This is a genomic window from Celeribacter baekdonensis B30, assembly GCF_000299875.1.
GTDB lineage: Bacteria > Pseudomonadota > Alphaproteobacteria > Rhodobacterales > Rhodobacteraceae > Celeribacter > Celeribacter baekdonensis_A.
In genome coordinates this window covers 65787-79977 of the sequence record NZ_AMRK01000002.1, presented here as the reverse complement: position 1 = coordinate 79977, position 14191 = coordinate 65787, and the positions used below count along the sequence as shown (strand labels likewise).

General features: G+C 58.6%; 8 protein-coding genes and 1 tRNA gene. All 9 read left to right on the top strand.

The annotated features are described in order from the left end of the window. Positions 1-106 precede the first annotated feature (106 nt). Positions 107-193, top strand: a tRNA-Leu gene (locus tag B30_RS03855). 680 nt (positions 194-873) lie between these two features. Further along, on the top strand, positions 874-3267 hold the full coding sequence (locus tag B30_RS03850) for a glycogen/starch/alpha-glucan phosphorylase (RefSeq protein ID WP_009570703.1): 2394 nt from the start codon (positions 874-876) through the stop codon (positions 3265-3267). A 62-nt stretch (positions 3268-3329) separates the two neighbouring features. Beyond that, positions 3330-5522: a 1,4-alpha-glucan branching protein GlgB gene (gene glgB / locus B30_RS03845; protein WP_009570702.1), complete on the top strand. Its 2193-nt coding sequence runs from the start codon at positions 3330-3332 to the stop codon at positions 5520-5522. Between the two features lie 47 nt (positions 5523-5569). Beyond that, complete coding sequence (gene glgC, locus B30_RS03840) at positions 5570-6844, top strand: glucose-1-phosphate adenylyltransferase (RefSeq protein ID WP_009570701.1); 1275 nt, start codon at positions 5570-5572, stop codon at positions 6842-6844. Next, complete coding sequence (glgA, locus tag B30_RS03835; protein WP_009570700.1) at positions 6841-8274, top strand: glycogen synthase GlgA; 1434 nt, start codon at positions 6841-6843, stop codon at positions 8272-8274. The genes glgC and glgA overlap by 4 nt, the downstream gene beginning before the upstream one ends. Further along, the gene (gene glgX / locus B30_RS03830) at positions 8271-10355 is read left to right on the top strand and encodes a glycogen debranching protein GlgX (RefSeq protein WP_009570699.1); all 2085 of its coding nucleotides are present in this window, start codon (positions 8271-8273) and stop codon (positions 10353-10355) included. The genes glgA and glgX overlap by 4 nt, the downstream gene beginning before the upstream one ends. After that, complete coding sequence (gene malQ / locus B30_RS03825) at positions 10355-12211, top strand: 4-alpha-glucanotransferase (RefSeq protein WP_009570698.1); 1857 nt, start codon at positions 10355-10357, stop codon at positions 12209-12211. The genes glgX and malQ overlap by 1 nt, the downstream gene beginning before the upstream one ends. A gap of 12 nt (positions 12212-12223) precedes the next feature. Further along, positions 12224-13855: an alpha-D-glucose phosphate-specific phosphoglucomutase gene (locus tag B30_RS03820; RefSeq protein ID WP_009570697.1), complete on the top strand. Its 1632-nt coding sequence runs from the start codon at positions 12224-12226 to the stop codon at positions 13853-13855. 69 nt (positions 13856-13924) lie between these two features. Then, entirely contained in the window at positions 13925-14143 is a 219-nt protein-coding gene (locus B30_RS03815) for a DUF6500 family protein (RefSeq protein WP_009570696.1), read from the top strand. Positions 14144-14191: the final 48 nt, after the last annotated feature.

Here is a 14191-nt window from a genome sequence, read left to right as displayed (position 1 = left end):
AAGCCCGCCGTTTGAAAAAAATCAGAAAAAGTGAGGGTCGTCCGATTTTTCCTCTTCACTTCCCTGAACCGCTTCGCTACATAGCCCCTCACCAAGTCAAGACTGTGCGGTCGTGGCGGAATTGGTAGACGCGCAGCGTTGAGGTCGCTGTGGGGTAACACCCGTGGAAGTTCGAGTCTTCTCGACCGCACCAACACTTTCCGATTAGGTTTGTGCAATCTCCCCTCCCTTTTTACACAATGGGCCTGTCGTCGGTGCTGTGGTTTTCGGCCTGTTCAACTGTGTTCGGTCGCCCGCAATCGGTGGTGCGATGAAAATGCTCAACCGCATCCGCTCGTCTTTCGGGGCGCGCAGGCGCCGTGCCGAGGCCGCCAAAGGCCGTATGCGAGACGCGAATTTTCCCGACAGTTTGGTGTGCGTGTCATGTAATTGTGACCCACATCGGCATAGATGGCCCAGCCCTTAAAGCGTTTCGGATTTAAGTTGAGACACGACTTAAACCCGAAACGCACGGAACCTAACTTGGGAAGCGGGCGTTTCGAGACAAACGCGTTATTCAAGTTAATCCCGAAACACTTTTGGGGCGCGGGCTTTTATTGGGACGGACAAAAGATATACTGAAAATAAAGCATAAAAGCACCTCAAACGGCCCTCATTTGAGGCGGATTAAAGCGTCATCCTTTCACCTGAGGCAGGGGAAAGGCGGAACGCTTTAAGGAATGTATCACAAAGTGACTATAAACAGGGCAACAGCAGCACCAGCGATCGTCTGGGATTTGCCATAGCTTGCTTTTCTAAGCTGATGTGGCTTAGGAAAAAATGACCCTCCCCCATAAGATCCGTTTTGGGTCTTAACATAATTTAAGGTGACCCATGGCCGGCAAAGCCCCTACGTCCTCCCAAGATTTCCGCCACGCCCTCCTGCAACACCTCACCTATACGATGGGCAAAGACCCTGAACATGCGCAGTTTTTTGATTGGCGGATGGCACTGTCCCATGCGGTGCGCGACCGGATTGTCGATCATTGGGTCGCCTCGACGCGCAAGACCTATGAACAAGATGGCAAGCGGGTCTATTACCTGTCGATGGAGTTTTTGATCGGGCGTTTGCTTGAGGATGGGATCGTCAATCTTGGGCTGGCCGAGGAGGCGAAAGAGGCGCTCGACAGCTTTGGTCAGGACTACCGCACCATCTTGATGGATGAACCGGACGCGGCACTTGGCAACGGCGGTTTGGGTCGTTTGGCCGCCTGTTTCCTCGACAGTCTTTCGACCATCGGCTGCCCGGCCTATGGCTATGGCATCCGCTATGAGAACGGGTTGTTCAAACAAAGCTTTGTTGACGGGCGACAAGTGGAAGCGGCGGAAACATGGTTGCAAGAGCCGCACCCTTGGGAATTTGAGCGCCCCGAAGTGCGTTTCACCCTTGGCTTTGGCGGCGATGTGATTTCCGAGAACGGCAAAACCATCTGGAAACCCTCCGAGTTGATCCAAGCCGAAGCCTTTGACACGCCGATTGTTGGCTGGCAGGGGCGGTGGGCCAACACGCTGCGGCTTTGGGCCGGGCGCGCGGTCGATCCGTTTGATCTGGGTCTGTTCAACTCCGGCGATTTTGCTGCGGCGTCCGAACACGAAGCCTTGGCGCGGTCGATTTCGCGCGTGCTCTACCCCGAGGACAGCAATGAGGCGGGCAAGGAGCTGCGCCTGAAACAGGAATATTTCTTCTCCGCCGCCTCGATCCGCGACATCCTGCGCCGCTTTGACAGCAAACATGATGACATCCGCCTGCTGCCGACCAAGGTGGCGATCCAGTCGAACGACACCCACCCGGCCATCGCGGGGCCCGAGCTTTTGCGCATTTTGCATGATGAGCGCGGCTTGTCCTTTGAGGAAGCGTTCGACATCACCCATCACTGTATGAATTACACCAACCACACGCTCCTGCCGGAGGCGTTGGAGCGGTGGGATGAGCGCCTGTTTGGTCGGCTTTTGCCGCGCCATTTGCAGATCATTGACCGGATTGATGACGCCCATTACAAAGCCCACCCGCATCGCACACTTTCGGCGCGTTCGGATGGTCAGGTCAAAATGGGCGAGCTGTCGTTCATGGTGTCAAACCGGGTCAACGGTGTCTCGGCACTGCACACCGATCTGATGAAAAAGACCGTGTTCAAAGAGCTCAACGCGCTGCACCCGGAGCGGATTGTCAATGAAACCAATGGCGTGACCCCGCGCCGCTGGCTGCATTCCTGCAATCCGAAACTGTCCTCCCTGATCACTGAAACCATCGGTGACGAATGGGTGGCCGATCTGGAACAACTCAAAAAGCTGGAACCGGCGATTGAAGAGGCGGGCTGGTTGGAGCGGTTCACTCAGGTGAAAACCGACAACAAGGCGGCGCTTTGCGATTATGTGTCCAAGGCGCATGGGATCAACCTGAACCCGGAGGCGATGTTCGACATTCAGATCAAGCGGATGCACGAGTATAAGCGTCAGCACCTGAATATTCTCGAGACCATCGCACATTGGTTGGAGATCAAAGACAACCCGTCGGCTGATTGGGTGCCGCGGGTCAAACTCTTTGCCGGGAAGGCAGCACAGGGCTATTATTTCGCCAAGGACATCATCCGCCTGATCAATGATTTCGCCAAAGTGGCGAATGCCGATGTGGACACGCGCGATGTGTTGCAAGTGGTGTTTTTGCCGAACTACAACGTCACATTGGCCGAGCGGCTGATCCCGGCGGCGGACTTGTCCGAACAGATTTCAACCGCGGGCAAAGAGGCCTCTGGCACTGGCAACATGAAATTTGCCCTCAACGGTGCGCTCACGATCGGCACGCTCGATGGGGCCAATGTCGAAATCCGCGAACAGGTCGGCGCGGACAATTTCTTTCTCTTTGGCATGTTGGCCGATGAGGTGATGCAGCGCCGGATGATGCATGATCACGCGCAACAGGCGATCAACGCCGATCCGCGTTTGGCGCGCGCGCTCGATGCGCTGCGTTCAGGCCGCTTTAGTCCCGAAGATCCAGGCCGTTACACCCATATCGCTGACAATCTGACATGGTCGGACTACTTCCTTGTCTGTTCCGATTTCACCGACTATTGGCGCGCCCAGCGTGAGGTCGATCAGGTGTACACAGAGCCGCAAAAATGGGCCAAAATGGCGGCCCTCAATGTGGCGCGATCCGGGTGGTTTTCCTCCGATCGCACCATTCGGGGTTATATGTGCGATATCTGGGAGGCCAAGAGCCTTATCCCCTAAAAATCAAACGGTTGATTGGATTCTGGAATCGCCTAAGATGCTTTTGAATAAAGGAAAATCAGATGGCCCAGACAGATCGGATGAGTTTCGCGGATGACACGGTTCTGGCGCAGATTTGTGCGGGGCGGTTTGATGATCCTTTCGCCATTTTAGGGCCGCATAAAAAGGGCCGGATTCGTACGGTGACCTGTTATGATCCGGGGGCGGAGGCGATGTCGGCGCTCAGTGCGGGCACGCTGTCGCCTCTGGCTCAGGTCGCGGGCTATCGCGGTCTGTTCCACGGGGCCGTATCTGGCACCAAGCCCTATGTTTTGGTCGGTAAAAAAGGCAAGGTCGAATGGCAGGTTGAAGACGCCTATCGCTTTGGGCCGGTGCTGGGCGAGCTGGACGAGTATCTGTTGGGTGAGGGCAATCACAACCGGCTTTGGACCGCGCTTGGCGCCCATGTGATGACCCATGAGGGCGTCCAAGGCACGCATTTCGCCGTTTGGGCACCAAATGCCAAACGGGTCTCGGTGGTGGGTGATTTCAACGCCTGGGATGGGCGGCGGCACGTCATGCGCAAACGCGGCGGCACCGGTGTTTGGGAAATCTTCATGCCGGGCGTGGGCGAGGGCACGGCCTATAAATACGAGATTTTGGGTGCGCAGGATGCGCTGCACCTCAAGGCCGATCCGGTCGGCTTTGGCGCTCAGCACCCGCCGGAAACCGCCTCTGTCGTGCGTGACATTTCGGGCTATGGCTGGTCCGATGGGCCGTGGATGGAGCGCCGCGCCGAGGCGCAAAACCGCGATCAGCCCATCTCGATCTATGAGGTCCACCTCGGGTCTTGGCGGCGCAAGGATGACGGGCGTCCGATCTCCTATAAGGAGGCCGCCGTTGAGCTGATCGACTATGTCAAATACATGGGGTTCACCCATATCGAATTGATGCCGATTTCCGAATACCCGTTTGATGGCTCTTGGGGGTATCAACCCGTCGGGCTTTTTGCCCCCACCATTCGCTTTGGTCCGCCACATGAGTTCCGCGATCTGGTTGAGGCGGCGCATGAGGCCGGGCTTGGCATTCTGCTCGATTGGGTGCCGGGGCATTTCCCGACCGACGTGCATGGCTTGGCGCAATTCGACGGCACGCCCTTGTACGAACATGCCGATCCGCGCGAGGGGTTCCACCAAGACTGGAACACGCTGATTTACAATTACGGACGTCACGAGGTTGAAAATTTCCTGACCTCGAATGCGCTCTATTGGTTTGAAGAATACCACATCGACGGGCTGCGGGTCGATGCCGTGGCCTCGATGATCTACCGCGATTATTCGCGCAAAGAGGGCGAATGGATTCCCAATATTCACGGCGGGCGGGAGAACCTTGAGGCGATCCATATGCTTCAGAGCATGAACACGCTGTCCTATGGCGAAGTGCCCGGCATCATGACCGTGGCGGAGGAAAGCACCGCCTATCCGGGGGTGTCCGCGCCGGTGGACGCGGGCGGGCTTGGCTTTGGCTACAAATGGAACATGGGCTGGATGAACGACACGCTGTCTTACATGGCGCTCGATCCGGTGCATCGCAAACACCATCATCACCAGATGACCTTTGGTCTGCATTACGCGTTCTCGGAAAACTTCATCCTGCCGATCAGCCATGACGAAGTGGTCCATGGCAAAGGCTCGATGATCCACAAAATGCCCGGCTCGGAATGGGAAAAATTCGCCAACCTGCGGGCCTATTATGGGTTTATGTGGGCGCATCCGGGCAAGAAACTTTTGTTCATGGGACAGGAATTTGGCCAGTGGCAAGAGTGGAACCACGATGGCGAAATTGATTGGGCCTGTCTGGTCTATCATATGCACCAAGGCGTTCAGGACGTGGTGCGCGATCTGAACGCGCTCTACCGCGCCACGCCCGCGCTTTACGCCAAGGATTGCGACCCGGACGGTTTCCAATGGATCGAGGCCAATGATGCGGCGCAGTCGGTCTATGCCTGGATCAGGCGCGGCGGGCCAGAGGATGCAGAAGTCGTTGTGGTGTGCAATTTCACGCCGCTCGAACGCAGCGCCTACAAGCTCGGTTTTCCGCAAGAGGGGGTCTGGCGCGAGGCGATCAACACAGATGCAGAATGCTACGGTGGCGGAGGCCGTGGCAATTTGGGGCGGATCACCGCCATGCGGGGTGAGTGGCACGGACAGCCTGCGGGCGCAGAGATCACCGTGCCGCCGCTCTCAACAATGGTCTTTATCAAAGACAAAGCATAACGGGCAGAGCCGAAAGGCGAGGCCTCGGGCTGCGGAAAGGTGGAGGAATGACACAGACACAAACACAGACGCGCAACAGGTTGGCCAATCGGACCATGGCGTTCGTCTTGGCGGGGGGGCGCGGCTCGCGGCTTCAGGAACTGACCAATTCGCGGGTGAAGCCTGCGGTCTATTTTGGCGGTAAAACCCGGATCGTCGATTTTGCGCTCTCCAATGCGCTCAACTCCGGCATCCGTAAAATGGCGATTGCGACGCAATACAAGGCCCACTCGCTGATCCGCCACATCCAACGCGGTTGGACATTTTTCCGCGCCGAACGTAATGAGTTTTTGGACATTTTGCCCGCCTCTCAACGCTATGAAGAAAGCACATGGTATCGTGGCACCGCCGACGCGGTGGCACAAAACATCGACATCATCGACAGTTATGATGTCGATTACATCCTGATCCTGGCGGGCGATCATATCTATAAGATGGATTACGAGCTGATGATCCAACACCACGTCGACAGTGGCGCGGATGTGACCATCGGCTGTCTGACCGTAGACCGCAAACAAGCCTCGGCCTTTGGCGTGATGGCGGTGGACGGCACGGACCGGATCACCGAGTTTTTGGAAAAGCCCGCCGATCCGCCGGGCATACCGGGCGACGAGAAAAACGCGCTCGCCTCGATGGGCATCTATGTGTTCAATTGGAAATTCCTGCGTGAGCGGCTGTTGGAAGACATGGAGGATCAAACCTCCAGCCACGATTTCGGCAATGACATGATCCCGGACATCGTCGCCAAGGGCAAAGCCCAGGCGCATCGTTTCACCGACAGTTGCATTCGGCACCCCGATGCGCCTGCGTACTGGCGCGATGTCGGCACGATTGATGCCTATTGGAAGGCCAACATTGACCTGACAGATTTCACCCCCGAGCTGGATCTGTGGGACCGCAGTTGGCCGATTTGGAGCTATTCCGAGAACACGCCACCGGCAAAATTCATCCATGACCGCCCGGATCGGCGCGGTACGGCGGTGAGTTCGATGGTCTCGGGCGGCTGCATCATTTCGGGGACGGAAATCCGTGAAAGCCTGTTGTTCACCCATGTGACCACCAATTCCTATGCCTCTTTGGAGGGGGCAGTGGTCTTGCCCTATGTCAACGTGGCGCGTCATGCCCGGCTTAAAAATGTGGTGATTGATCGCGGCGTGCACATCCCAGAGGGGCTTGTGGTCGGCGAAGATCCCGAAGTGGATGCCAAATGGTTCCGGGTGTCGCCGGGCGGGATCACCTTGATCACCCAAGACATGTTGGACCGGAGGGCCAAAGGCCTATGACACGGGTTCTGTCGGTCACGTCCGAATGTGTGCCTTTGGTGAAAACCGGGGGATTGGCCGATGTGGCCGGGGCTTTGCCTGGTGCATTGGCGGCGCATGGCGTAGACATGCGCACGCTTTTGCCGGGCTACCGCGCGGTTTTGGCGGCCCAACCGGACGCTGCGCCGGTGTTTGACATCCATGATTTCTTCGGCGGTTCGGCCCAAATTCGACGCGGGCACTTGGGCGACACCGTGCTTTATATCCTGGACGCGCCGCATCTCTATGACCGTGACGGATCGCTTTACACCGGGCCCGGCGGCTATGATTGGGCCGACAACCCGCAACGCTTTGCCGCGCTCTCGCTGGCGGCGGCGATGATTGCCGCCCATGGGATCGAAAGCTGGACGCCAGAGGTGTTGCATCTGCATGATTGGCAGGCCGGATTGACCCCGGTGTACCTGCGCGAATTGGGGGCGGCGGAGCGGGTCAAGACCCTGATGACCATCCACAACATTGCCTTTCAGGGCTGTTGTTCGGCCGATCTGATCGACACACTGGGCCTGCCGCGCCCCGGATTTAGCCCAGGCGGCTATGAATATTGGGGTCAGATTTCGGCGCTCAAAGCCGGGATCATCGGCGCGACCAAGGTCTCCACCGTCTCGCCCACCTACGCCGCCGAATTGATGACGGGCGAATACGGCATGGGGATGGAGGGCGTTTTGGCCGCACGCGGATCGGATTTTGTCGGCATTCTCAATGGCATCGACGAAGAGGTCTGGTCGCCAAGTTACAAAACCCCGAAAGGCAAAGCCAAATTCAAAACGGCGCTGCGCGACGAGCTTGGCCTGCCGAATTCCGGTCCGGCCAGTGAGGGGCCGCTGTGCGTGGTGATCTCACGGTTGACCGGACAAAAGGGCTTTGATCTTTTGCTCGAAGCGCTGCCGACCCTGTTGGAGCAGGGCGGGCAATTGGCGCTTTTGGGTTCGGGCGACAGTGCGTTTGAATCCGCGTTTCGTGATGCCGCCTTGCGCCATGCGGGCGTTGCGGTGCGGATCGGCTATGACGAAGCTTTCGCCCGCCGTCTGATCGAAGGCGGGGACGCGATTTTGGTGCCGTCGCGCTTTGAGCCCTGCGGCTTGACGCAAATGTACGGGCTGCGCTTTGGCACCTTGCCGTTGGTCTCGCTGACGGGCGGTTTGGCCGATACGGTGATCAACGCCAATGCCGCCGCCTTGGCGCAAGGCGTGGCCACGGGCATCCAATTTCACCCGGTGACGGCCTTGGCGCTGACGCAGGCGCTCAACCGCCTCTGTGCGCTCTACCGCAAGCCCGATGTCTGGACCAAAATGATGGACAATGCCATGGCGCAGCCTGTGGGGTGGGACAGCTCTGCAGGAACCTATGCCGATCTTTTTGAGACGATGACAGGAGCTGCGCACCCTAAATGAGGCAATATTCGATCCTGGGCGGCCATGCCGCGCCGCTGGGGGCCACAGTGGATGGCGAAGGTGTCAATTTCGCGGTTTTTTCCCAACACGCCCGCCGGATCACCCTGTGTTTGTTCTCGGACGACGGTCAGACCGAGACCCAGAGGATTGATCTGCCGGAACGTGACGGCGATGTCTGGCACGGGTTTGTGCCGGAGTTGCGTCCGGGGCAACTGTATGGCCTGCGCGCCGATGGACCCTATGCGCCGGACCAGGGTCATCGGTTCAATTACAACAAACTCTTGATGGACCCCTACGCCAAACGCGTGACCAAACATCCTGACTGGCATGACGCCTTGATGGGCTATGAGGTCGGGCACGAGGCCGCCGATCTGTCTTTTGACACCCGCGACAGCGCCAAATACATGCCGCGCTCCGTCGTCGAAGATGTGCTTTTCGCCTGGGGCAAAGATCAACCGCCGCATCGGCGCACCTCGCAAACGGTGATCTATGAGGCCCATGTCAAAGGCCTGACCGAGCTGCACCCGGATGTGTTGCACAAGGGCAAATTCTTGGGGCTCGCGTCCGATGCGATTTTGGATCACCTCGTGAATCTGGGCATCACCGCGATCGAGCTTATGCCCGCTCAGGCCTTTCTCAACGATCGGTTTCTGATTGAAAGGGGCTTGGTGAATTACTGGGGCTATCAGACGCTCAGTTTCTTTGCCCCCGATCCGCGCTACCTCGCCTATCACCAGATCGCTGAGTTCCAGCATATGGTCGCGCGGCTGCATTCGGCGGGCATCGAGGTGATCATGGATGTGGTGTACAACCACACCGGCGAGGGCAATGAACAGGGGCCGACGCTGTCGTTTCGAGGTCTCGACAACAAAAGCTATTACCGCCTCACCGACAATCCGCGTTATTACATCAATGACACGGGCACCGGAAACACGCTCAATATTGATCACCCGATGGTGCTGCGCATGGTCTTGGACAGCTTGCGCTATTGGGTCGAGGTGATGCATGTCGATGGTTTCCGCTTTGATCTGTGCACCACGTTGGGCCGCACGCCCACGGGGTTTGACCGCGGTGCGTCTTTTTTTGATGCGATCCGGCAGGACCCGGTTCTGACCAAGGTCAAACTTATCGCGGAACCATGGGACATTGGCCCCGGCGGTTACCGCGTGGGTGGGTTTCCTCCGCCGTTTTTGGAATGGAACGACAAGTTTCGCGATGGTATTCGCCGGTTTTGGCGCGGCGATGCGGGCCATGTGCCGGTCCTGGCCGATCGCTTGACCGGATCGGCGTTACAATTCGATCATTCGGGCCGTCCGGCCACCTCGTCGGTCAATTTTGTCACGGCGCACGACGGGTTCACCTTGATGGATGTGGTCAGCTATACCGGCAAACACAATGAGGCCAATGGCGAGGACAACCGCGATGGCCATAATGACAACGCCTCCGACAATATGGGCGTGGCCGGGCCGACCGAGGATGTCAAAATCAACGCGGCTCGCGCGCAACGGCGGCGTAACCTTTTGGCCACGCTGTTGTTTTCCCAAGGCACGCCAATGCTTTTGGCGGGGGATGAGCTGGGCAATAGCCAGCAGGGCAACAACAATGCCTATTGTCAGGACAATGAGATCGGTTGGATTGACTGGAACGCGGTGGACCCGGAGTTTTTGGAGTTTACCAAACGCCTGATCGCCTTTCGCCGCGACCACCCGATTTTGCGTCAGAAACGGTTTTTGCATTCGCGCGAACGGTTGATGGATGGGATCGAAGATCTGTTTTGGTGGCGACCTGACGGGGTTTTGATGCGGGACCAGGATTGGACAGCACCGGAGTTGAAAACGCTCTGTGCCGAAATGCGCATTGCCTCCGGCACACCGCTTTATGCCCAACGCGAAGAGGCTCTGTTCCTGATTTTCAACCGGGGCGAGGCGGTGAGCGTGCATCTTCCGGCCTGTATGCCGGGGCGGCGCTGGCGGCTTTGGATCGACACGGGCCACCCGGACATTGATGGCGAAGTGATCGACGGATCCATCATTATTGCCGGGCGCGAAACCACTTTGGCGCTTGAACTGGAGGCTTTTTGATGAGCGATCTGCGGCTTGAACTCGCGGCACAGATTGGCATTCACCGCCAGTTTTATGATCAACTGGGGGTTTTGCGCGAAACCTCGGTGGAGACCGCCGTGGCGCTGATGCGCGCGCTCGGGTTTGAGGCCGAAACTGAGGAGGCCGCGCGCGCGCATCTTGAGGCGGGTTGGGATGCGGGCCTGCCGTGGGACGTGGTCTGTGAGGCGGGCACTGCGCCTTGGGTCGATATTGGCGACAGCGCGTGGGTGTTGACCTATGAAGATGGCCAGACATGCGAGGGCCGGGGCGGGGACAGCCTGCCGGAGTTGCCGATGGGCATCCATCATCTGATTGCCGGGCCGATCCGCATCACGCTTTTGGCCGCCCCTGCCACCATTCCGTTGCCGGAGCGCTGTTGGGGGCTGATCGCGCCGCTTTATGGCCTGTCCGAACGTGGCATCGGCACCTATGAGGACCTCAGCACGCTGGTGCGCGGGCTTGGGCCGCATGGGGCGGCGTTTTTGGGCATCAATCCGGTTCATGCCGGATTTCCGACCGTGCCAAATATGTTCAGCCCCTATTCGCCGTCGCATCGCCGCCGGTTGAATGTTTTGCATCTGGCGACCGAGACCGGCGTGCCGGGGGCGTTGATCGACTACCAAACCGACACGCCCGCGCGGATGACCGCGTTGCGTCAGGCCTTTGAAGCCCACCCGACATCGCCCGAATTTCTGGCCTATCTGGCGCAAGAGGGCACGTCGCTCGAAACCTTTGCCTTGCATCAGGCGCTCTCCGCCATCCATGGCCCGTTTTGGTGCGATTGGCCTCCGGATTTGCAATGTCCAAATAGCGCTGCCGCACAGGCCGCACGCCGCGATTTACGCGACGAAATTCTGTTTCACGCGTGGCTGCAATGGCGTGCGGATACCGATTTGTCCGAAGCGCAGGCACAGGCCAAAGCCGTCGGGATGGCGCATGGGCTGTACCTCGATTTGGCCGTGGGCACCCATCCGCATGGCGCGGAAACATGGGAGGATCGCGACAGTTTCGCCTATGGTGCCTCGCTGGGCGCCCCGCCCGATGCGTTTTCGGCGGAGGGGCAAAACTGGGGCCTTGCTCCGTTTAATCCCCTGAATTTGCGTAAAAATTCTTATGGCGCTCTGCGCGACACCTTTGCCCGGCAACTGCGTTTTGCGGGGGCGATGCGGATTGATCATATCCTTGGGTTTGAGCGCACGTTTTGGGTGCCGGAACAAGCCCCCGGTGCCTATGTACAAATGCCACGCGATGCGATGTTGGCCGTGGCCCGCATTGAAGCTGCGCGCACAGGCGGCATCATCGTCGGCGAAGATTTGGGCCTGATCCCTGACGGCCTGCACGCGGCTTTGGCCGGGTCTGGGGTGTTGGGCTGTCGGGTGATGGTGTTTGAGCGTGACAATTGGCAGGACCCCGAATTCAAATCGGCAGACCGCTATGACGAGGCGGCAATTGCGTCGTTTTCGACCCATGATTTGCCAACATGGCAGGGCTGGCGTCAGGGGGCAGATGTGACGGCGCGGCAAACCGCAGGCGGGCTGGACGCAGAGCAGACCACGCATGAATTGGACCATCGGGCGCGCGAAGTGGCGGCGATGGATCGGCTGTTGCCGGATGCGGAACAAGACACGTTGCACGACTTTTTGGCGCGCACCCCTTCGCGATTGGTCGCGGTTCAGGCCGAAATCATGCTCGACATGGTGGACCAGCAAAATCTACCCGGAACCACCACCGAATATCCAAATTGGCGCATTCGTTTGCCCGAAACTTCTGATACCCTCACCATGAACAGTGACATCGTGCGCGTGGCCGAGATCATGCGCACACACGACCGATAGGAAGGACATCATATGACCCGCCACATGGTTGAAACCCATGCGATCGACGGCCAAAAACCCGGAACCTCGGGGCTGCGCAAGAAAACTCCGGTCTTCATGCAGCCGCAGTATCTGGAAAATTTCGTTCAGGCGATTTTCAATGGGATCGGGGGCGCTGCGGGCAAAACCTATGTGTTGGGCGGCGATGGTCGGTATTTCAATGACCGCGCCGCGCAGGTGATGTTGCGCATGGCTGCCGCCAATGGCGCGAAAAAGGTGATTGTTGGGCAAAACGCATTGCTCTCTACGCCTGCGGCCTCGCATTTGATCCGCAAACGTGGCACGGATGGCGGCATCATCATGTCCGCCTCGCACAATCCGGGTGGGCCGAAAGAAGATTTCGGGGTGAAATTCAATACGCCCAATGGTGGCCCCGCCGCCGAGGGCGTGACCGAGAAAATCTTTGAAGCCACCAAAACCATCACTGAATATGCCATCGTGGACGCGCAGGATGTGGACCTCTCCACCATCGGCACCACCATGTTGGGCGAGATGGAGGTCGAGGTCGTCGATCCGGTCGCCGATTACGCGCTGATGATGGCGGATATTTTCGATTTCGACAAAATTCGCGCGCTGTTTGCCGGTGGCTTTACCCTGCGCTTTGATGCGATGCATGCGATCACCGGCCCCTATGCCAAGGCGATTTTGGAAGACACGCTGGGCGCGCCGAAAGGCTCTGTGGTCAATGCCGTGCCCTTGCCGGATTTTGGCGGCGGGCATCCTGATCCAAACCCGATTTGGGCCAAGAGTTTGATGGATTTGATGTTTTCCGGTAAAGCCCCGGATTTCGGTGCGGCCTCGGACGGTGACGGCGACCGCAATATGATCGTGGGCCGCAACGCCTATGTGACGCCCTCGGACAGTTTGGCGGTTTTGGCGGCCAATGCCACCTTGGTCCCGGCCTATGCGGGTGGGCTCAAAGGCGTGGCGCGTTCGATGCCAACCTCGCGGGCGCTCGACCGCGTGGCCGAGGCGCTGGACATCCCGTGTTATGAAACACCAACGGGCTGGAAATTCTTTGGCAACCTGTTGGATGCGGGCCGTGCGACGCTGTGCGGCGAGGAAAGTGCGGGCACCGGATCAGACCATGTGCGCGAAAAAGACGGGCTTTGGGCGGTGTTGTTTTGGCTCAATATCCTGGCCGAGCGGAAACAATCCGTGGCCGCGATCATGGCGGATCATTGGGCGCGTTATGGCCGCAATTACTATTCGCGTCATGATTATGAGGCGGTCGATAGTGCGGCGGCCAATGGCGTGATGGAGGCGCTGCGCGGCAAGCTGAAACATTTGCCGGGGCAGGTGATCGAGGGCATGACCATCGAGGCCGCCGATGAGTTCGCCTATGATGATCCGGTCGATGGGTCGCGCTCTGAGGGGCAGGGCATTCGGATTATGTTCATCGGCGGCGGGCGCATCGTGTTCCGCCTGTCTGGCACAGGGACCGAGGGCGCGACGCTGCGGGTCTACCTTGAGCGGGTGGAAACGGCGGCGGCCGTGCTTCAGGACAATCCGCAACATGCGCTCTCGGCGGTGATCGCGGCGGCGGACGGCTTGGCCGAGATCCGCAGCCGCACGGGCCGCAACGCGCCCGATGTGATCACCTAAACCGCGCAAGAGTTGCGCAATACACGGCCGGGGCGCGTTCCCGGCCGTTTTCATATGAAAGGGCAGAGAATGCGACAAACACTTCGCGCCAAAATCATCGCCACATGTGACGCCAAAATTACCCAAAAAGGCGAGGGGGTCGGCCTGTCGTTTTATGCGTTTTTCGCCAATAGAAACGACGACCCCGAGACGCTGATGGAGGCGGCAGAATGGTGGATTAAAACCCACCAGTTGGATCATTTTGAGAAGGCGGTGAAGGTGAGGGAGATGGTGGTGAAGGGGATGTAGGGGGGCGTGAGTCCACCTAGAGAACCAAAACGGCCGGGGTTTAAGCCC